Genomic DNA, 19,091 nt, shown 5'->3' with positions numbered 1-19,091 from the left:
CTCGTCCCGATACATAAAATAAGCGGATCCACGACCGATCCGCCGGTGCACATGCCAGGCCTTCGGGGTGCCCAATGCGAAAACTTTTTGTTCTGCTGACGTCCGTGTTTTTGGTGCTTACCCTCGGCGGCTTCACCGGGGATGCCGGCTTCAGCCGCGGCATGGTCAGCGTCACGTTCGACGACGGCTGGGCCAGCCAGCACCGGAATGCGCTGCCCATCCTGGACAAGTATGGAATTCCGGCCACCATGTACATCCACTCCGGAGCCATTGACGAACAGCCCACGTACATGACGCAGGAGCAGATCCAGGACTTTGCGGACCGCGGCCATGAGATCGCGTCCCACTCTGTGACGCACGCGCACCTTCGCGAGGTCCCGGCCGGCCAGCTCGATGCGGAGCTGAGGGAAAGCCAGGCTACGCTGCGGCAGTTGTTCGGACCGGCGGCGGCCACCAGCTTCGCCTCGCCCTATGCCGAATACAACGACGCAACCCTGGCGGCCATCAGGCAGGTCTACTCCAACCAGCGGGCCTATGACGACGACGGGACGGACGACTCCGGCTTCAACACCCGCCTCAACTATGACCCCTATAACTTGAGGGTGAAGTTCGTTGACGCCACCACCACCACGGCAACCGTGCAGGGGTGGATCAATTCCGCCAAGTTCTACAACGCCTGGCTGATCCTGGGCTACCACGAAGTGGGCGAAAACATCGGCGGCGGCGTCTACACCACGGACACCGCCGTACTCGATGCCGACATGAAAGCCGTCAGGGACAGCGGCCTTGGCATTGTCACGGTCGCTGATGGCGCCGCCGAAGCCTTGCCGCAGGCATCAGTAAACCTGCCAGGCTGACCCGCCACCTGCGCGGGCTGGCTATTTCTGGATGCACTGCCCGGAGGAAACAGGCGACGTCAGCGCCGGGGCCTGCGCGGCGACCGGATTCAGGTCATCCATGGTGATGGCGAAGCCCATGTCCGTGTCCGAGGTGGCCTTGGCGAAGATGACGCCCGCCACCTGGCCGTCCGTTGTGAGCAGCGGCCCGCCGGAATTACCCGGCTGCACGTCGCCGGCCAGCCGGTAGATCTCCTCCGGGGTCGGGTTGCTGCCGTAGATGTCGGGGACCAGCACGGTGGTGATGTCCTGCACGGTGGCCGGCTTCGATTGGAAGGGACCGCCGTGCGGGTAGCCGGCGAAAGCCGCCGGGCTGCCCCCGGGCAGGTCTGTGCTCAGTGGCAGCGGCTGCGACGGCAGGTCCTCCACGGCCAGTACCGCGAGGTCATGCTTGGTGTCGAAGTAGACCACGCGGCCCGGCATCGCGCCGCCGTCGGGCAATTCCACCACCGGCTGCGACACGCCCGCCACAACGTGCGCGTTCGTCACCACGCGATCCTCGGAAACCACAAAGCCGGTGCCGGTCTGGTTTTGGCCGCATTCGTAGGCCGTGCCCGCAATTCTCAGGACGGACTCGGCCGCCCTGTTCAAGGCAGGGGTGTCAGTGCTGGCATTGGGCACGGGAACTACAGGGCCCTGTTCCAGCCCCTCAATGAGGGTGGGAATTCCGTTGCCAATAACTGCCGAGCGCAGCTGCGCCATGGTGGCCTTGACCGGGGTGGGGGTCAGCCCGTCGATGAACCGGATGACCTTGGATTCCGCCAGCTGCTGGGAAACGAGCGGCACACCCAGTGAACTGATGCTGAACGCGAGCATGGACATGACCAGCGCGGAAACCACAACATTGGCGGCGCCGCCCACCAGCCGGTCCGCTGCCCGCAGGGGCCGGATCCGCATAGCGCCGCGTATTTGCCGGCCCACCATGGTGCCCAGGCCATGCCCCAGGACCACCAGGACGACGGCGGTCGCCACGATGGCGGTCAGCCTCCATCCGGAGTCCTCAACGAAGCCGCTGACCAGGGGAACAGCGAAAAAGGCCGCCACGGCGCCGGCAGCAAAACCGGCGATGCCGCCCGCCGTCACGAGGAAGCCGTTGCGGAGGCCGTAGACCAGGTAGGACAGCAGGGCCAGGATCAAGATCAGGTCCAGGACAGTCAAGCCGACCACGAAGGCTCCTTATAAACAGTTGAAACCTCATTCTAATGGCGGTGGCTGACAATCATCTGTGGGTTTGCTTCTGCTGCCGGGCACCCGCATGGCGCTCCCGGACGGGCCGTAACGGGCCGGTGAAATGCGTCCGATCGCACCGTTTGGGCCCGCCATAGGGGCGTTTCGGCTGCCAAGTTCGTCACAGAACCTTGAAAATTCTGAAACAATGGCACAAGCGCCACAGCCGATACTTTTACTCAGGAGATTTTATGGACATCGAGGTACTGCGCCGAGCACCCCTTTTCGCCACGCTCGACGACGACGCATTCCGTCTGCTGACGGACGAGCTCACCGAGGTGGACCTTTCCCGCGGCGCATCTGTTTTCCGCGAGGGCGACCAGGGTGACCAGCTTTACTTCATCGTTTCCGGCAAGGTGAAGCTGGGACGCACCTCCCCGGACGGCCGCGAATCACTCCTGGCCATCCTCGGCCCGGGTGAACTGTTCGGCGAAATGGCGCTGTTCGATCCCAGCCCTCGCACCGCCACGGCAACCGCGGTCTCCGAGACCCGCCTGGCCGGATTGAAGAACGAGAGCCTGAACAACCTGCTCCGCACGCGCCCCGAGGTTTCGGCCCAGCTCCTGCAGGCTTTGGCCCGCCGTCTGCGCCGCACCAACGACTCCCTCTCGGACCTGGTGTTCTCCGACGTTCCCGGCCGCGTCGCCAAAGCACTGCTGGACCTGGCCGACCGCTTTGGCCGCCCCGCCACCGACGGTGTCCTGGTGGCCCACGAGCTTACGCAGGAAGAGCTGGCGCAGCTGGTGGGCGCCTCCCGCGAAACCGTGAATAAGGCCCTCGCCGAGTTCGTCCAGCGCGGCTGGCTCCGCCTGGAGGCCCGGGCCGTAGTCATCCTGGACATGCAGCGCCTCCGCCAGCGCTCCCGCTAAGCACCGCAAGAAGGCCGCCCCTCGGGGCGGCCTTCTGCATGCCGTTCGGTGGTTGAGCCTGTCGAAACCCAAGTGCCTTTCCACATAGCCGCCTCTGTCCCTCCTCTAGACAGTCCAGGCGCAGGAGAATCGGCCCATGCCATTCACCTACATGCTCCGATGCTCTGACGGGTCCTATTACGTAGGCAGCACAACAAACATCGAAGTTCGCCTCGCACAACACCAGACAGGTGCAGGAGCCGTTTATACCCGGCGTCGACGCCCTGTCGAACTCATATGGTTCGAAGAATTTAGCCGTATCGACCAAGCGTTCGCCAGGGAGAAACAGGTCCAGGGTTGGAGCCGCGCCAAACGGGAAGCGCTGATTGCCGGAACGTATGGCACGTTGCCCGGGCTGTCGGCGAATCACAGCAGGCCGCGTCGTGAATAGGGTTTCGACAAGCTCAACCACCGGAACGTGCTTCGGTTTCGACAAGCTCAACCACCGGAACGTGCTTCAGTTTCGACTGCTCAGCCACCGAAGCGGCGGTAAAATTGAGCCTAGAGGTGCATGGCGATGTCTGTGGCCCTGGCGGTCTTCCTGATCCTGCTCGGCCTGGCGTCCCTGGCTGCCATTGCCGGGACGGTGGCCCTGGTGATCCGCGACGGCCGCGGCCAGATTCCGCTGGAGCCTTCTATCCGGCCCTGGACTGCGGGGGTGCTTCCCAGCCGCCCCTACTCCACGCTCCCTAAAATCTAGCCTTTAGCGTTCGCGCTGGGGATCGCCGGGTGTGGTCTTCGCCGCCTCCACCTCGAGGAGGAGCCTTCCGTCCTCCTGGACAAGGCTGGGCTGGTACACGTGGGCTTTGCGCTTGTAACTCAGGTAGGCGATGCAGCCGTTGGCCGAGGCCATCTTTTCAAGCATGATCTCGGAGCCAGGGACCAGGAGCTCGCCGAGGGTCCGCCCCACGGTGTTCTCCTGGCCCACTTCGTCGCCGAGCGCGGTGGTATCACGGTCTTCGATAATCCTTGCGGCGTTCACCCACCTGCCCCAGACGCCCTTGCCTTCCAGGAGAGTGGGCTCCTGGCTCAGCGGCACGGTGGCCGCGAAGTAGCGGGTGTCGAACCTGCGGTGCGCGAAGTCCGGGCTGCGCCAGTTGACCAGGGACTTCAGCAGGTCGGTCCGGAGCAGGAGGCCCCGCTTTTCCAGGACCTGCGTGAACGTCTTCTCCTGTTCGGCGACGGCAATGCGGGCACGCATCCAGTCGGCGGTGGACGTGGCTTCGACGGTACTGGACATGTCCGGCCCCGCCAGCAGCACGCCCGTCTCTTCGAAAAGTTCCCTGATGGCGCCCACCACGTGGCGGCGCGCCAGCCCGACGTCATCCGTTCCCATCTGCTCAGCCCAATGCTGCGGTGACGGACCCAGCCAGCCGACGGGGTCGTCGTCGGCGGCATCAAGCGAGCCACCGGGGAACGCAAGAACCCCCAGCGGCGAGGAACCTGGCCGGTAAGCCAGCCAGGTTTCCAGGCCGGTGGGGGAATCCCGCAAAAGGACCACGGACGACGCCAGGCGCGCAGCCCGTGGAGTCCGTTCGCCGTGTTCAAGCCAGCTGTGCGCTGCCCCTTCGAGATCCTGGGGAAGTGCAAAAAGGCGTCGGGCGAGGTGAGGCAAGGGAAGCGACCGGCCTTAGCTGAATTCGGCGATCAGTTCGACTTCCACAGGAGAGTCGAGCGGAAGGACGGCAACGCCGACGGCGGAACGGGCGTGCTGGCCTGCGTCGCCAAGGACGCGTCCCAGCAGTTCGGAGGCGCCGTTGATGACGGCGGGCTGTCCGGTGAAGGACGCCTCCGAGGAAACGAAGCCCACCACCTTGACGATGCGGGTGATGCGGTCCAGGTCCCCGATCACGCTCTTGACGGCGGCCAGTGCGTTGACGGCGCACACAGCGGCGTAGCGCTGGGCGTCTTCCGGGGAAACAGTGGGCTCGTCGGCGAAGGCCTCACTGCCCGCCGAAACCTTGCCGGTAGCTTCGAGTTTGCCGTTAATAAAGGGGAGCTGGCCGGAGGTGTAGACGTGGCTGCCGGAGATCACTGCCGGCACGTAAGAGGCCACCGGGGCGGCCACCTCGGGAAGGGTGATTCCCAGTTCGGCAAGGCGCTGCTCAACAGCGGAAACAGGGGCTGCTGCCGTGCCGGACGGGGCTTCTGCGGGGGTGCTCATTACTACTGCTTCTCCCTCTTAAGGTAGGCAACCAGGCCGTTTCCGTCAGGTCCGGGGACAACCTGGACGAGCTCCCAGCCGTCCTCTCCCCACTGGTCCAGGATCTGCTTTGTGGCGTGAATAATGAGCGGAATCGTCGCGTACTCCCATTTGGTCATGAGAGAAAGACTAGTCCTTGCCGGTAAAGTGGAAAACATGGCGACTCGTAAGAACCCCTTATTCGATACTGCCACCACCCTCGGAAAGATCCTCGTTTTCCTTGGCGTGAGTGCGATTTGTGGTGTCCTGGTAGCTGGCCTGCTGGTCCCGGCGGCCGCCGTTTCGGGCAGCGCAGCAAGTGGTTCCATCGAGTTCTTCGACACACTTCCGGCGGAGCTGAAGGTTGATCCGCCCAACCAGACCACCAGGATCCTGGCGGCTGACGGAAGCGAGATCGCCAGCGTCTACACAGAGAACCGCACCAAGGTTGCTTTGGACCAGATTTCGCCGTTCGTGAAACAGGCTGTCATCGCCGTCGAGGACAGCCGTTTTTATGACCACGGCGGTGTGGACACCACCGGTATTCTCCGCGCACTGGTGAGCACCGCGCGTGGCAACCGGCAGGGCGCCTCCACCATCACGCAGCAGTACGTGAACAACGTCCTCAACGCCAACCTCGCCGCCGAGGGCAACGAGGACCAGATCAAGCTCAACGGCGTCAACAAGGGCGTGGGCGACAAGCTCCGCGAGATGAAGCTGGCCATCGCTCTGGAGAAGGAGTTCAGCAAGGAGCAGATCCTTGAGGGCTACCTGAACATCGTGTTCTTCAATCGTGACGCCTATGGCATCGAAGCCGCCTCCAGGTTCTTCTTCAGCACCTCCTCCAAGGACCTGACACTCCCCCAGGCTGCGCTGCTCGCCGGGCTGGTCAACAGCCCGTCCGCGTTCGACCCCATCAGCAATCCGGAGAGCTCCAAGCAGCGCCGCGACCTGGTGCTGGGACTCATGCGGGACCAGGGCAAGATCACCCAGGCGGACTACGACGCCGCCGTTGCCACTCCCGTGGAAACCAAGGTGACGCAGCCCAAGCAGGGCTGCGCGTACGCTTCCACCGCCCCGTACTTCTGTGACTACGTGCTCCACCTGCTGGAGAACAACCCCGCCTACGGCGCGGAACTGGATGAGCGGAAGCGCCTCATCTACGGCGGCGGCCTGACCATCACCACCACCCTCGACCCGAACGCCCAGGCTGCCGCCCAGGAACAGGTCAACGCCTCCGCCGGCGCTAACCCGGACAAGTGGGGCGCCGCCATGGTTTCCGTGCAGCCCAACTCGGGCAAGATCGTCTCGATGGCCCAGAACACCACCTTCCTGCCGGCCGAAGGCTCCTTCGACTCGCAGGTGAACTTCAACGTGGACAAGCTGGACAAGGACGGCAACGACCTCAACGGACTGGGCGGCGCACAGCCGGGCTCCACCATGAAGCCGTTCACGTTCGCCCAATGGCTCAACGAGGGCAAGTCCATGAACACCGTAGTCAACGCCGCGCAGCGCAAGTACCCGCTGAACTTCCGCTGGCGCAACTCCTGCGGCGTGGTCACCGGCGCGTACAACACGGCCGAGAAGGGCCTCGGCGCCGCTGACGACCTGCAGAACGCAGAGCCGCAGTGGTACCGGCCCCTGTCCGTCCTTGAAGGCCTCTACAACTCCATCAACACCGTGACCTTTGCGTCCGCGGCCCAGCTGGACTTCTGCGGCATCCAGAAGATCGTGGACGCTGTGGGCCTGCATGGCGGCCTCCCCGCTGACGGCGACCCGAACCCGAAGATCAACATGTCCACGCTGGCAAACCTGCTGGGCTCCACGCAGACCGCCCCGCTGACCATGGCCAGCGCCTTCGCCACGTTCGCCAATGACGGAAAGTACTGCGAGCCCATTGCCATCACCTCAGTCAAGGACCAGACCGGGGCAACCCTGCCCGCCCAGTCCACCAACTGCCGGGACGCGATCAAGCCCGAGGTGGCACGCGGCGTGAACTATGCGCTGCAGGAGACGCTGAACCGCGGCTCCGGCTCGCTGATCCAGCCCAGGATCTCCACCCGCACCAGCTTCCCCATCGGCGCCAAGACCGGTACGTCCAACAACAACGGCTCCACCTGGGTTGTTGGCCACACCACCGGCCTGGCAACCGCTGCCTGGTTCGGTGACGCCTTGGGGTCCCAACAGCGGCCAGGCCAGAACGTCACCGTCAACGGCAAGTTCTACCAGGGGATCGATGGTTACATGATCGCCGGGCCCATGTTCTCGAACTTCATGACCCGGATTGCCCCGGCGTACGGCACCGAGCCGTTCCCCGCGCCGCCGAGCAACCTGCTGGGCGGCGGCGGAACCACGCGGAACACCACACCCGCCACCACGGCTCCCCAGGCCACCCAGGCGCCGGCACCCTCCTCGCCGGCCGCCACGCAGCCCGCCCCTGAGCCCAGCAGCAACGGGAACGGCAACGGAAACGGGAACGGCTAGCCGCCGATGACCATGACCACCTTGGCCAGCCGCGTCCGCACCGTCGGACGCGGCTTTGCCGTCACCGCAGGAGCCGGGGCAGCCGCAGGAATGGCCGCGTTCGGCTACGGGCTCTGGGAAAAGAACCAGTTTGTCCTCCGCGAAGAGACCCTGGACATCCTGCCTCCCGGCCGGAATCCGTTTAGGATCCTTCACCTGAGCGACATCCACTTCGTACCCGGCCAGAAGAAAAAGGCGGCCTGGCTGGAATCCTTGGCCGGCCTGGAACCGGACCTGGTGGTGAACACCGGAGACAACCTCAGCCACGCCCAGGCGGTGGATCCGCTCCTGGCCGCTCTCCGCCCGCTGCTGGAGTTTCCGGGCGTCTTTGTCCCCGGCTCCAACGATTACTTCGCGCCGAGCCTGAAAAACCCTGCCACCTACCTGCTTGGCCCGTCGAAGGTGAAGCCAAAGCCCGTCCCGCTGGACTGGCCGCGGCTGCGTTCGGGATTCGGGATGGGCGGCTGGGTTGACCTGACCAACCGCCACCAGTCGCTGGTCCTGAACGGCATGCGTTTCGATTTTTCCGGGGTGGATGATCCGCACCTGAACCGTGAGCGTTATGCAGGGTGGCCCCGCGGAACCATCAACCAGGACTCCAACGACCATCTCAAGGTGGCCGTCATCCACGCGCCCTATCAGCGGGTGCTGGACCACTTCACCGAGAACGGGGCGGACCTCCTGCTCGCGGGGCATACGCACGGCGGCCAGTTGTGCATCCCGGGTTACGGTGCCCTCGTATCCAACTGCGACCTCCCCACATGGCGCGCCAAGGGCCTGAATGATTGGCAGAACAACGGACGCACGACGCCGGTGAACGTCTCGGGCGGCATCGGCACCTCGCGCTTCGCCCCGGTAAGGATCGCCTGCAAACCCGAAGCGGTCCTGCTGACCCTCACCTCCCCAAGCTAGCGCCGGGCCGCAGGGCCATTACGGACTGCAATAAGTGGCCAAGCGCCCAAACCCGGTTCGATCCCTGTGAATCGTCTCACCCCATGGCATAGGGTAGTTGCTACGGGAAACTACATTCGATTTAGAGCTTGAGAAGCGGGCATGGCCAAGCAAACTCCATTCTTCAGATCCATCAGCCGTCTCTACCCCCATGTCCGCCCCATCATTCCCCGGCTCCTGCTGGGGCTTCTCTGCGCGCTCCTGGCCAGCGTTGTTGCCCTCGCCATCCCCCAGGTGTTGCGCGTCCTGGTCAATGAATCACTGAAGTCCGGCGGCGCCACCGAGGCGGTCTGGATGTCCGCGGGCATCATCCTGGTCCTGGGCGTGGCCGAGGCCGGACTGGTGGCCCTGCGCCGGCAGTTCGTGATCAATCCCGCCACAACCGTGGAAACCCGGATGCGGGTGTCACTTTACGGCCATTTGCAGGACCTCACGGTCTCCTTCCACGACCGCTGGGGCTCCGGCCAGCTGCTCTCCCGCGCCATGACGGACCTGAACTTCCTGCGCCGCTGGATGGCCTTCGGCGCCATCATGCTGGTGGTCACCACCCTCACCGTCATCATCGGCATCTCGGTCATGTTTGCCATGAGCTGGCAGCTGGCCCTCATCTTCCTGGCCGCCGCCGTGCCCATCATGGCGTACAGCTTCCGCTTCCGGACCCGATTCAGCAAGGTTGCCCGCCGCAGCCAGGACCAGGCCGGCGACCTTGCCACCACGGTGGAGGAATCCGTTCACGGCATCCGCGTCCTTAAGGCCTTCGGCCGCAGCAGGGAGGCGCTGGAGAACTTCAACGAACAGGCTGAGGAACTCCGGCAGACCGAGATCGAAAAGGCCCGCCACCAGGCCATGTTCACCATGGTGGTCACGCTCCTGCCCGAGCTCGCCCTCGGCGCCGGCCTGGTGGTCGGCGTTATGCTCTGCGCCAGCGGCCAGCTGGACATCGGCGCCCTGGTGGCGTTCTTCGCCACCGCGGCCGTGATGGCCTCCCCCGTGGAATTCTCCGGAATGCTGCTGGCCATGGCACTCACCGCCAAGACCGCCGTCGACCGCCACTACGAGGTGATGGACTCGGAAAACACCATCACAAGCCCCCCGGAACCGCGGCGTCCCGCCCGGCTGGCCGGCTCCCTGAAGTTCATCAACGCCTCCTTCGCGTTCGACGATGCACCGGACAAGCCCATCCTCAAGGGCATCACCCTTGACGTCCGGCCCGGCGAAACCATGGCCCTGGTGGGGATCACGGGCAGCGGCAAGAGCGCACTGATCCAGTTGGTCCCCCGGCTCTATGACGTGACCGAAGGAGCCATCACCATCGACGGCGTGGACCTGCGGGACTTCGACGTGGAGGAACTCCGGCAGATCGTGGGCGTGGCCTTCGAGGACACCACGCTGTTCTCCAATTCGGTCCGCGATAACATCCTGCTGGGCGCCCGAGAACGGACTGACGACGTGCTGGAAGAAGCACTCGACGTGGCACAGGCGCACTTCGCCTACTCGCTGCCAGAGGGCGTGGACACCCTGATCGGCGAGGAAGGGCTCAGCCTTTCCGGCGGGCAGCGGCAGCGGATCGCCCTGGCACGTGCCATCGCGGCCCGCCCCAGAGTCCTGGTCCTGGACGATCCCCTGTCCGCCCTGGACGTCCACACCGAGGAACTCGTGGAGACCCGCCTGCGGGAAGTGCTGAAGGACACCACCACCCTCATCGTGGCCCACCGGCCGTCCACCGTGGCCCTCGCCGACAGGGTGGCGCTGCTTGAGGAAGGCCGGATCACCGCCGTCGGAACCCATACGGAACTGCTGGCAAGCAACCACCATTACCGCTACGTCATCGCCAGCCTGGACCGGGAACCCCGGGACCTGGACTCCGAACTGTCGGCGCTTGAGGACCAGGCAGAGGAAGTCACCCGATGAGCACGGCAACGTTCGGCACGGCCAATGAAGACAACGCCCACCTCAGCAAAAGCGACAGCAGGGCAGTACGACGACGGTCGCTCGCCTTGCTGCGCTCCCTCATCCGTCCCGTACGGGTGCGGTTCTGGCTGACCATCGCCATGGTGGTCCTCTCCCAGGCCGCGCGGGTTGCCGGCCCGGCGCTCATCGCGTTCGGCATCGACCACGCCCTGCCGGCGCTGCAGGCCGGGGACAACCTTCCGCTGGTCTTCACCGGCGTCGCCTACCTCCTGGCAGCCATCGCGACGGCGGGGCTCACGGCCCTGTACGTCACGTCCACCGCCAGGCTCAGCCAGTCCATGCTGCTGGACCTCCGGGTCAGGGTATTCCGCCATACGCAGCGGCTCAGCCTGGAATTCCACGAAAAATACACGTCCGGGCGGATCATCGCCCGGCAGACCTCCGACCTTGAAGCCCTCCGCGAGCTCCTTGACTCGGGCGTGAGTTCGCTGGCATCGGGCCTGCTGTTCATGATCTTCACGGCCGTCACCGTTTTCGCCCTGGACTGGCGCAGCGGGCTGCTGGTCCTGGCCGCCGGCGTTCCCATGTTCTTCCTGGCCCGCTGGTACCAGAAGCACTCCCAGATTGTCTTCCGGGAATCCCGGGTGGTGTCCGCCCGGCTGATCGTGCATTTTGTGGAAACCATGACCGGCATCCGCGCCGTCAAGGCGTTCCGCAAGGAGAAGGAAAACGCGGAAACCTACGGGCAGGTGGCCGAGGAATACCGGCAGGTGACCGTCCGGTCCATCAACCTCAACGGCATCTTCCAGCCCGGGCTGGTCCTGATCGGCAACGTATGCGTGGCCGTGGTGCTGCTGTTCGGCGGCTTCCGGGTACTCACCGGCGACCTGGCGGTGGGAGTGCTGCTGGCACTGATGCTTTCCACCAAGCGCTTCTTCCAGCCGGTGGACCAGATGGCCATGTTCTACAACTCCTTCCAGAGCGCCCAGGCCGCCCTCGAAAAAGTCTCCGGCCTCCTCGAGGAGGTTCCCACGGTGCGCCCGCCGAAGAACCCTGTTGCGTTGAAGAGCGCCCGGGGGGAAATCGACTTCGGTGGCGTAGAGTTCCGCTACGGCGACGGGCCCGTCGTCGTCCCCACCCTGAACCTGCACATTCCGGCCGGCCAGACCGTGGCACTGGTGGGCCAGACGGGTGCCGGAAAGTCCACGCTGGCCAAGCTCATTGCCCGCTTCTACGATGTGACATCCGGTTCGCTCACCCTTGACGGCGTGGACCTCCGGAACCTCAGCACCACGGACCTCCGGCGGAACATCGTGATGGTCACCCAGGAAGCTTTCCTGTTCAGCGGTTCAGTGGCAGACAACATCGCCCTTGGACGCCCTGAGGCGTCCCGCGCCGAAATCGAGGAAGCCGCCAAGGCGGTGGGTGCCCACGACTTCATCCTGGAACTTCCCGAGGGCTATGACACGGACGTGAACAAGCGCGGTGGCCGGGTGTCCTCAGGCCAGCGCCAGCTCATCAGCTTTGCCCGGGCCTTCCTGGCACGCCCGGCCGTGCTGATACTGGACGAGGCCACCTCCTCCCTGGACATACCCTCCGAGCGGCTGGTGCAGAGTGGGCTGGCCCGCCTGCTCGCCGGCACCGATACCGCCGGCAGGACTGCGCTGATCATCGCCCACCGGCTGTCCACCGTGGAGACCACGGACCGGGTCCTGGTGGTCCACGACGGCCGTATCGTGGAGGACGGCAGCCCCGCGGACCTCATCGGCGGCGGCGGGCGCTTCGCCGACCTGCACGGCGCCTGGAAGGATTCGCTGGTCTAAGGCCGCCGGTCACGGCAGGCAGACATGCAGGCCGCGGTTAGGCTATGAGAAACCTGCCTGTCCAAGGAGCACCCATGGAGTCACCCAGCCCGCTGCTGCCGCGCGGCCCGCTGTCCGAAAAGGTGGCCGAAGTCCTGCGCGAGCGGATCATCTCGGGCGAACTCCCGCCGGGCGGGCGGCTGAATGAACGCGAGCTCGCCGCGGAATTCGAGGTATCCCGGATCCCGCTGCGCGAGGCCCTGCCCCTGCTCGAGGCTGAAGGCTTCATCACCACCGCTCCCCGGCGCGGGGCAGTGGTCCATACGTTCACCCTGCGGGACGCCGAGGAAGTGTTCGACCTGCGCATGCAGCTGGAGCCGTTGGCCGCTGCCTGCGCCGCCAGGAAGGTGGCTGCCGGAGCCGATGCTTCCCCACTGCTTGAGGCCCTGGAGTATGCGCGCAGCGGGACACCCGGCGAGGAATCGTCCGGCCGCAACTCGGACCTCCATGAGCAGATCGTCCTGCTGGCGGACCACCACCTGCTCCGGCGCATGACCAGCCTGATGAACGGACGGGTCCGCTGGCTGTTCCGGCTGACACCCGAGCGGGACACCCAGGCCATGTGGCGGGAACACGAGGAACTGGTCCTCGCCATCACCTCCGGCCAGGTGGCGCTCGCTTCCGCACTGGCCACCGCCCACGTCGAGCGCGGCCGCTCCGCGTCCCTCCCCGGCCTCGCCGAACGGCTGCCGAAGGAGCCGGTGCCGCGCCGCCGGCGCCGCTGATGGGAATGGCTGCGGCCAGGATTTCACATCGGGACCCGGGATCGGCTATCCTTGTAAAGTTGCTTTCGCAGCGGATCGGGATGTAGCGCAGCTTGGTAGCGCGCTTCGTTCGGGACGAAGAGGTCGCAGGTTCAAATCCTGTCATCCCGACCATAACGAAAAGAGGGTCTCCTTGCGGAGTCCCTCTTTTTGTGTCTCGCTTTGGTCTCGGTCACGCACCGTGACTGGCCCTTTGACAAAAAATAACCCCGGAGCAGAAGCTCCGGGGTTATTTTCATGCCTCCTGTTTAAGGGGTGCTGTTACATCGGGTCAGGCCAGATACCCGTGTACGTGGTGTAGGTGGTGTCGCTGCTCTTCTTGTCCTTGCCCTGCTTGGAGGACATGGGATCGGGCCAAATACCTGTTGCTGACGAGATATCCGAGGTGTCGGAAACGGAACCTGCGGAGAGGGTGGCCGGAGCCACCGCGGAGAACGCCAAAGCCCCAGCCAAGACAGCCGCGGCGGCAATCTTTTTGAACATGTGAGTTCCTTAATGCGAGTCGGATTCGTTACAAAGCCAGCACAGCCCTTGTTGACATACATTGTAAAATGTTTTCCACAGGGCTTGTCAAGCCTTGCGAAAGGAACTGTCCCCATCAGGACCAGAAGAGGAGGAGTGCCGTGGGCAATGGATTCGGGGAAAAGCTCCGTGCGGAACGACTCGAGCGTGGACTGACTCAGGCCGAGTTGGGCAAGGACCTGTATTCCCCCAGCTACATCTCGCTTCTCGAAACCGGACGTCGGGAGCCGACAGCCGAGGTCATCGAGGAACTCGCCCGTCGCCTGGACCTGGCACCCAAAGCGCTGGAAGCTTGGAGCCAGCCCATCTCAGTCAGCGATGCGGAATATGTCCTGGCAGGTCTCTACGCCCGCCAGGCTTGGGACCTTCGTGACTATCCGCTGGCTGCAAGCCATGCTGCTACGGCTGCACAGATCGCCCTCGAAGGCCGCAACACCAGCGCCTGGTGGAACATGACGTACATGCAGGCAGAATGCCTGCTGAAACACGATGACTTGCAGGAATGCCAGCAGATCGTGGAACGCCTGCTGGAACATCCCATGGCAAGGGAGTCCGCAGGACTGGGTGTCCGGGCCCGCCAAATGCTGGCCACGGTTTTCCAACGCCAAGGCAAGCTGTCACTCGCAGTGGACCAGGCCCTGGAAGCAGTGCAACTTTCGGAACAGCTTCCCGGAAATTCCACAATCATCGTTGGTGCCCTCCGTGCCCTCATAGCAGCCCTGGCGGAAAGCGGACGGCTGGATGACGCCTGGCGCTACTGCGAGATCATGAGTGACAAGGTTGATGAAGCGTCCATGTCCCAGCTCGCCGGTGAAGTAGCCTGGGTCATCGGAAATGTCGCCTTTATCCGGCACGACTATGCGGAAGGCGTCAAGCACCACGAGCGTGCGGCCAAGCTGCTGTCGCCGGCGAACGACATTGAATTGTGGGCCCGGTTCAACAAGGCTTCGGCCACTGTTAGGCTGACGGCAGGCATCGTGGAACCGGAAACGCTCTCTGCCATCGAGCGTGCTGAACTCGCTTTTTCCATCGTCAGCGGCACTAAGGGCGACGCACTGGAAGTCGCCTTCATCCGCGCCCGGTGGCTGTACCTGACCGGGGACATCGTCGCCGCCGTCGAGAAGCTGCGCGAGATCCACGCCGAACGCAACGCCCTCGCCAAGCACACCGCCGGTGAAGTTTCACTCCTCCTGGGCAAGTCCCTCAAGGCAGCAGGCGAGCCGGACGAAGCCCTGGTCCACCTGCAGGAAGCGCAGAAAGCCTTCAGCGCAGCCGGCGCCGGGGACCGCGTCCAGCAGGCACTGGACGCGGTCCTGGAAATAAAACTGGCCCAAAAGCGCGCGGCAGCCGCCGCGAAGGCCAGCTAGCTACAACGCCGTTCGCCGGGAGGAGCTGGGGCTCCGTCAGGCGAAGGTTTTCCCGGTGATTTTCTCGTAGGCCTCGACGTAGCGGCTGCGGGTACGCTCAACAACCTCAGCAGGCAGCGACGGCGGCGGCGTATCAGAGGACTTGTCCCAGCCCGATTCCGCCGATGTCAGCCAGTCCCGAACGTACTGCTTGTCGTAGGACGGCTGCGCCTGGCCCGGCTGGTAGGTGGCGGCATCCCAGAACCGTGAGGAATCCGGCGTCAGCACCTCGTCGCCAAGGGTAATTGAGCCGGAGACGGCGTCGTAGCCGAACTCCACCTTCGTGTCGGCGAGGATGATGCCGCGCTGCCGCGCAATGTCTTCGGCCGTCGTGTAGATCTTCAGCGTCAGCTCCTTGAGCCGGCCGGCGATATCGTCCCCCACGATCGCCGCCACGGCATCGTAGGTGATGTTCTCGTCGTGTTCGCCCACTTCGGCTTTTGCCGACGGCGTGAAGATGGCCTGCTCCAGCCGCGAACCGTCAACCAGGCCCTCGGGCAACGGGATGCTGCACACCGTTCCGGACGCCTTGTATTCCTGCAGGCCGGAACCGGTGAGGTAGCCCCGTGCGATGCATTCCACCGGGAACATGTCCAGCTTCTTGCAGATCATGGCACGGCCCTCAACCTCGGCCGGGACCCCGTCCTCCACCGTGGAGGCCAGCACATGGTGTTCCACGTCCAACTGGTCGAACCACCAGAGGCTCAGCTGCGTGAGGATGCGTCCCTTGTCCGGAATCTCGCTGGCCAGCACATGGTCGTAGGCGCTGATGCGGTCGCTGGCGACCACCAGGACGCATTCCTGGCCAATCCGCTGCTGGATTGACTCGTCGTTCGGTTCGTAGAGGTCCCTCACTTTGCCCGAGTAGACGTGCTTCCAGCCCGGCAGGTCGAGTGCTGTGGTGTTGAAGCCGCGGGGGGCTGGTGTTTCCGTCATGCTAGGCCTTCGCTTTCGTTACGGGCAGGGAAGCAGTGGCCGCGGAAGGAACCTTGATCTCCCCGCGCGCCGCCTTGCCGCCGATGTCGCTGCGGAACTGTGAGCCCTCCAGCTGCACCAGCTCCACGCCGTCGTACGCCCTTTCGCGCGCTTCCACCAGGTCGCTGCCGAGGGCAACGACGGCGAGCACACGGCCTCCGGCGGAGACCACTTTGCCTTCCTCGTCAAAGGCCGTTCCGGCGTGGATTACATGTACACCTTCGAGCGCTTCCACCTTCTTCAGCCCGCGGATCCGGTCGCCGGTGCGGGGAGTGTCCGGGTAGTTTTCGGACGCGACGACGACGGCGACGGCAGATTCCTTCGCCCAGCGCAGCTCCTCTGCCTTGTCCAGTTCGCCCTTGGCGGCTGAGAGCAGCAGGGCACCGAGGGGCGTTTTGAGCCTGGCGAGGACGGCCTGCGTTTCGGGGTCGCCGAAGCGGACGTTGAATTCGATGACGCGGGTGCCGCGGGAGGTCAGGGCGAGTCCTACGAACAGGACTCCCACGAAGGGGGTGCCGCGGCGGGCCATCTCGTTGACGGTGGGCTGGGCCACGCGGTCGATGACCTCCTGGACCAGGCCTTCGGGGGCCCATTCAAGGGGTGTGTAGGCGCCCATGCCGCCGGTGTTGGGGCCTTCGTCGTTGTCGAAGATGCGCTTGAAGTCCTGCGCCGGAGACAGGGCAACCGTGTTGTGCCCGTCGCAAAGCACAAACAGGGAGACTTCCGGCCCGTCCAGGAACTCCTCGATGACCACCGAGCCGCCGGCGTCAAAGCAGGACTGCGCGTGGGCGAGCGCTTCCCCGCGGTTCCTGGTGACCACCACGCCCTTGCCGGCAGCGAGGCCGTCGTCCTTCACCACATAGGGGGCGCCGAAGGTGTCCAGGGCGGAGGCTGCTTCGTCGGCGTTGGTGGCCACCATGGCCATCGCCGTGGGAACTCCGGCCTCTGCCATGATCTCCTTGGCAAACGCTTTGGAGGCTTCCAGCTGGGCGGCGGCCTTGCTGGGCCCGAACACGGGAATTCCGGCATCACGGACAGCGTCGGACACGCCTGCGGCGAGCGGAGCTTCCGGGCCCACCACCACCAGGTCAACAGTGAGCTTGGTGGCGAGCGCAGCCACGGCGTCGGGATCGTTGCCGTTGATGTTATGCGTGGGGACCAGCTTGCTGATGCCGGCGTTGCCGGGCGCCGCATGGACTTCGGACACGTTGGGGTCGGCGAGCAGGGAGCGGACAATGGCGTGTTCGCGGCCTCCGGGGCCAATGACGAGTACCTTCACAGTCTCCAAGGGTACTTTGTGCACCCTGCCCCCTCCTAAGCTGTGTCCCTTCCAACCTGCAGTGACAATCCGCAGCCCTTCCCGCTCCGAACAACAACCATGAAAAAGCTCCGAAACTGGCTCCAGGGTCCCACCGCTTTGGCCGCACTGGCCGGCGTGGTGGCGGCCGCCGTCGTCCTCGCCGTTGCGGAGCTGATCGGTGCGTTCTTCACCGCGCGGGCCACCCCGCTGTTCGCCTTGGGATCAACCTTCATCGACTTCACCCCGTCCTGGCTGAAGGATTTCGCCATCGCCACGTTCGGCACGAATGACAAGGCCGCACTGTTTGCGGGCATGGGGCTCACCATCGCCGTGCTCGCGTGTGTCCTGGGCGTCGTGGCCTACCGCAGGTGGGCCTTGGGCGTCCTGGGCGTCCTCTTTATGGGCACGGTTATCGTGGCGAGCGTGGTGACCCGTGCCGGAGTGAATCCGGTGGATGCGCTCCCCAGCGTGCTCGGAACGTTCGCCGGCCTCGTAGCCCTGCGGCGTTTGACGGGGCCTTTGCGGACCATGAAGGCGTGGCCGGAGGCGCCCGCGGACACAGCAGTAGAAGACAGACGTCCGGGAACCAGCCGGCGCCGTTTTTTTGCCGCGGCCGGCATCACCGCGGCGGCCGCCGGGATCGCGGCAACGGGTGGACGGCTCCTCGGTGCCGCACGGAGCAATATTGCCCAGGCGCGGGAGGCCCTCAAGCTGCCGTCTCCGGTCAGCGCCGCACCTGCCGTACCCGCCGGCGTCCAGGCAGCAGTGCCGGGCGTTCCGTCATGGGTAACGCCCAACGGCGACTTCTACCGCATCGATACCGCACTGAGCGTTCCGGAAATCAACGCTGACGACTGGGAACTGCGGGTCCACGGGCTGGTGGAGGAGGAAGTGCGGCTCACCTTCCAGGACCTGCTCGACGCCGACCTGATCGAATCGCACGTAACCCTCACCTGTGTCTCCAACCCCGTGGGCGGCAACCTGGCCGGCAACGCCAAATGGCTGGGCCTGCCCCTCCGCGAAGTCCTCAAACGGGCCCGGCCCACCGACGGTGCGGACATGGTGCTTTCCACGTCCATTGACGGCTTTAGCGCCTCCACGCCCCTGGAAGTGCTCCAGGATGACCGCGACGCCATGCTGGCCATCGGCATGAATGACGAGCCGCTGCCGCTGGAGCACGGCTACCCCGTACGGATGGTGGTTCCGGGGCTGTACGGCTTTGTCTCCGCCACCAAATGGGTGGTTGACCTGGAAGTCACCCGGTTCGCCGACAGCAAGGCCTACTGGACCGAGCGGGGCTGGGCCGAACGCGGCCCCATCAAGACGATGGCACGGGTGGACGTCCCCAAGTCCTTCGCCAAGGTACCGGCCGGACAAGTTGCCGTCGGAGGCACAGCCTGGGCCCAGACCCGCGGCATCACGAAGGTGGAAATCCAGATCGACAACGCAGACTGGGTAGAGGCCGAGCTTTCCACCGAGGCGTCCCTGGTCACTTGGCGCCAGTGGTCCTACCAGTGGGATGCCACCCCCGGCGCCCACTACATCAAGGTCCGGGCCACTGACGGGACCGGCGAGGTGCAGACGGACCAGCGTGCTGATCCTGTTCCCGACGGCGCGTCCGGCTGGCAGTCCGTGATGGTCACGGTGGAGTAGCGCCGGATTCC

The 19,091-nt window shown here is 65.0% G+C and carries 18 protein-coding genes and 1 tRNA gene; 12 read left to right on the top strand and 7 right to left on the bottom strand.

Translation table 11 applies throughout. The features are described from left to right. The first annotated feature begins 74 nt into the window (after positions 1–74). Complete coding sequence (locus AC5RWA_RS01010) at positions 75–857, top strand: polysaccharide deacetylase family protein (RefSeq protein ID WP_079597575.1); 783 nt, start codon at positions 75–77, stop codon at positions 855–857. Positions 858–878: 21 nt separating this feature from the next. Here the strand turns inward: AC5RWA_RS01010 and AC5RWA_RS01005 are convergent, their stop codons facing one another. Continuing rightward, complete coding sequence (locus tag AC5RWA_RS01005) at positions 879–2,063, bottom strand: MarP family serine protease (protein ID WP_494056195.1); 1,185 nt, start codon at positions 2,061–2,063, stop codon at positions 879–881. A 251-nt stretch (positions 2,064–2,314) separates the two neighbouring features. Between AC5RWA_RS01005 and AC5RWA_RS01000 the strand changes: the two genes are divergently transcribed. From AC5RWA_RS01000 to AC5RWA_RS00990, 3 genes are all read left to right on the top strand, one after another. After that, positions 2,315–2,992 carry a Crp/Fnr family transcriptional regulator gene (locus AC5RWA_RS01000; protein WP_009359192.1) on the top strand — a complete coding sequence of 226 codons (678 nt, stop codon included), beginning with the start codon at positions 2,315–2,317 and terminating at the stop codon, positions 2,990–2,992. 136 nt (positions 2,993–3,128) lie between these two features. Beyond that, complete coding sequence (locus AC5RWA_RS00995; protein WP_079597577.1) at positions 3,129–3,422, top strand: GIY-YIG nuclease family protein; 294 nt, start codon at positions 3,129–3,131, stop codon at positions 3,420–3,422. 120 nt (positions 3,423–3,542) lie between these two features. Next, complete coding sequence (locus tag AC5RWA_RS00990; RefSeq protein WP_115524854.1) at positions 3,543–3,731, top strand: hypothetical protein; 189 nt, start codon at positions 3,543–3,545, stop codon at positions 3,729–3,731. Between the two features lie 3 nt (positions 3,732–3,734). Here the strand turns inward: AC5RWA_RS00990 and AC5RWA_RS00985 are convergent, their stop codons facing one another. The 3 genes from AC5RWA_RS00985 to sp36 are packed head-to-tail and all read right to left on the bottom strand — an operon-like array spanning position 3,735 to position 5,353. Next, positions 3,735–4,646: an NUDIX hydrolase gene (locus AC5RWA_RS00985; RefSeq protein WP_079597579.1), complete on the bottom strand. Its 912-nt coding sequence runs from the start codon at positions 4,644–4,646 to the stop codon at positions 3,735–3,737. A gap of 15 nt (positions 4,647–4,661) precedes the next feature. Then, positions 4,662–5,195: a RidA family protein gene (locus AC5RWA_RS00980; RefSeq protein WP_275726956.1), complete on the bottom strand. Its 534-nt coding sequence runs from the start codon at positions 5,193–5,195 to the stop codon at positions 4,662–4,664. Between the two features lie 2 nt (positions 5,196–5,197). Then, positions 5,198–5,353 (bottom strand): Sp36 family protein, encoded by a 156-nt coding sequence (gene sp36 / locus AC5RWA_RS00975; RefSeq protein WP_009359196.1) that lies wholly within the window; start codon positions 5,351–5,353, stop codon positions 5,198–5,200. Between the two features lie 37 nt (positions 5,354–5,390). Here sp36 and AC5RWA_RS00970 point away from each other — a divergent pair, with 37 nt between their 5' ends. The 6 genes from AC5RWA_RS00970 (at position 5,391) to AC5RWA_RS00945 (ending at position 13,338) form a co-directional block, all read left to right on the top strand. Next, on the top strand, positions 5,391–7,697 hold the full coding sequence (locus tag AC5RWA_RS00970) for a transglycosylase domain-containing protein (protein ID WP_494056194.1): 2,307 nt from the start codon (positions 5,391–5,393) through the stop codon (positions 7,695–7,697). 6 nt (positions 7,698–7,703) lie between these two features. After that, positions 7,704–8,648: a metallophosphoesterase gene (locus tag AC5RWA_RS00965; protein ID WP_115524857.1), complete on the top strand. Its 945-nt coding sequence runs from the start codon at positions 7,704–7,706 to the stop codon at positions 8,646–8,648. Positions 8,649–8,789: 141 nt separating this feature from the next. Further along, positions 8,790–10,598 (top strand): ABC transporter ATP-binding protein, encoded by a 1,809-nt coding sequence (locus tag AC5RWA_RS00960; protein WP_494056193.1) that lies wholly within the window; start codon positions 8,790–8,792, stop codon positions 10,596–10,598. Further along, the gene (locus AC5RWA_RS00955; RefSeq protein ID WP_494056192.1) at positions 10,595–12,421 is read left to right on the top strand and encodes an ABC transporter ATP-binding protein; all 1,827 of its coding nucleotides are present in this window, start codon (positions 10,595–10,597) and stop codon (positions 12,419–12,421) included. Before AC5RWA_RS00960 ends, AC5RWA_RS00955 begins: the two co-directional genes overlap by 4 nt. A gap of 74 nt (positions 12,422–12,495) precedes the next feature. Continuing rightward, the gene (locus tag AC5RWA_RS00950; RefSeq protein ID WP_494056191.1) at positions 12,496–13,185 is read left to right on the top strand and encodes a GntR family transcriptional regulator; all 690 of its coding nucleotides are present in this window, start codon (positions 12,496–12,498) and stop codon (positions 13,183–13,185) included. Between the two features lie 76 nt (positions 13,186–13,261). Then, a tRNA-Pro gene (locus tag AC5RWA_RS00945) sits at positions 13,262–13,338 on the top strand. A gap of 147 nt (positions 13,339–13,485) precedes the next feature. On the opposite strand, the gene AC5RWA_RS00940 is transcribed toward AC5RWA_RS00945, so the two are convergent. Then, positions 13,486–13,707: a hypothetical protein gene (locus AC5RWA_RS00940; RefSeq protein WP_494056190.1), complete on the bottom strand. Its 222-nt coding sequence runs from the start codon at positions 13,705–13,707 to the stop codon at positions 13,486–13,488. Between the two features lie 140 nt (positions 13,708–13,847). On the opposite strand from AC5RWA_RS00940, the gene AC5RWA_RS00935 reads away from it, so the two are divergent. After that, positions 13,848–15,113 carry a helix-turn-helix domain-containing protein gene (locus AC5RWA_RS00935; RefSeq protein ID WP_079597587.1) on the top strand — a complete coding sequence of 422 codons (1,266 nt, stop codon included), beginning with the start codon at positions 13,848–13,850 and terminating at the stop codon, positions 15,111–15,113. A 36-nt stretch (positions 15,114–15,149) separates the two neighbouring features. Here the strand turns inward: AC5RWA_RS00935 and AC5RWA_RS00930 are convergent, their stop codons facing one another. After that, on the bottom strand, positions 15,150–16,088 hold the full coding sequence (locus AC5RWA_RS00930; protein ID WP_494056189.1) for a phosphoribosylaminoimidazolesuccinocarboxamide synthase: 939 nt from the start codon (positions 16,086–16,088) through the stop codon (positions 15,150–15,152). Between the two features lies 1 nt (position 16,089). Continuing rightward, the gene (purD, locus tag AC5RWA_RS00925; protein ID WP_494056681.1) at positions 16,090–17,406 is read right to left on the bottom strand and encodes a phosphoribosylamine--glycine ligase; all 1,317 of its coding nucleotides are present in this window, start codon (positions 17,404–17,406) and stop codon (positions 16,090–16,092) included. 99 nt (positions 17,407–17,505) lie between these two features. Here purD and AC5RWA_RS00920 point away from each other — a divergent pair, with 99 nt between their 5' ends. Next, entirely contained in the window at positions 17,506–19,080 is a 1,575-nt protein-coding gene (locus tag AC5RWA_RS00920) for a molybdopterin-dependent oxidoreductase (RefSeq protein WP_275726934.1), read from the top strand. The last annotated feature ends 11 nt before the right edge of the window (positions 19,081–19,091 follow it).

Source organism: Arthrobacter sp. 210 2, assembly GCF_059093025.1.
This window is presented reverse-complemented; position numbering and strand designations above follow the sequence as displayed.

Excerpts from the sequence above, each read along its gene's own strand:
- AC5RWA_RS01010 (WP_079597575.1), top strand. The coding sequence starts at position 75 with ATGCGAAAACTTTTTGTTCTGCTGACGTCCGTGTTTTTGGTGCTTACC.
- AC5RWA_RS01000 (WP_009359192.1), top strand. The coding sequence starts at position 2,315 with ATGGACATCGAGGTACTGCGCCGAGCACCCCTTTTCGCCACGCTCGAC.
- AC5RWA_RS00995 (WP_079597577.1), top strand. The coding sequence starts at position 3,129 with ATGCCATTCACCTACATGCTCCGATGCTCTGACGGGTCCTATTACGTA.
- AC5RWA_RS00990 (WP_115524854.1), top strand. The coding sequence starts at position 3,543 with ATGGCGATGTCTGTGGCCCTGGCGGTCTTCCTGATCCTGCTCGGCCTG.
- AC5RWA_RS00980 (WP_275726956.1), bottom strand. The coding sequence starts at position 5,195 with ATGAGCACCCCCGCAGAAGCCCCGTCCGGCACGGCAGCAGCCCCTGTT.
- sp36 (WP_009359196.1), bottom strand. The coding sequence starts at position 5,353 with ATGACCAAATGGGAGTACGCGACGATTCCGCTCATTATTCACGCCACA.
- AC5RWA_RS00970 (WP_494056194.1), top strand. The coding sequence starts at position 5,391 with ATGGCGACTCGTAAGAACCCCTTATTCGATACTGCCACCACCCTCGGA.
- AC5RWA_RS00965 (WP_115524857.1), top strand. The coding sequence starts at position 7,704 with ATGACCATGACCACCTTGGCCAGCCGCGTCCGCACCGTCGGACGCGGC.
- AC5RWA_RS00960 (WP_494056193.1), top strand. The coding sequence starts at position 8,790 with ATGGCCAAGCAAACTCCATTCTTCAGATCCATCAGCCGTCTCTACCCC.
- AC5RWA_RS00955 (WP_494056192.1), top strand. The coding sequence starts at position 10,595 with ATGAGCACGGCAACGTTCGGCACGGCCAATGAAGACAACGCCCACCTC.
- AC5RWA_RS00950 (WP_494056191.1), top strand. The coding sequence starts at position 12,496 with ATGGAGTCACCCAGCCCGCTGCTGCCGCGCGGCCCGCTGTCCGAAAAG.
- AC5RWA_RS00940 (WP_494056190.1), bottom strand. The coding sequence starts at position 13,707 with ATGTTCAAAAAGATTGCCGCCGCGGCTGTCTTGGCTGGGGCTTTGGCG.
- AC5RWA_RS00930 (WP_494056189.1), bottom strand. The coding sequence starts at position 16,088 with ATGACGGAAACACCAGCCCCCCGCGGCTTCAACACCACAGCACTCGAC.
- AC5RWA_RS00920 (WP_275726934.1), top strand. The coding sequence starts at position 17,506 with ATGAAAAAGCTCCGAAACTGGCTCCAGGGTCCCACCGCTTTGGCCGCA.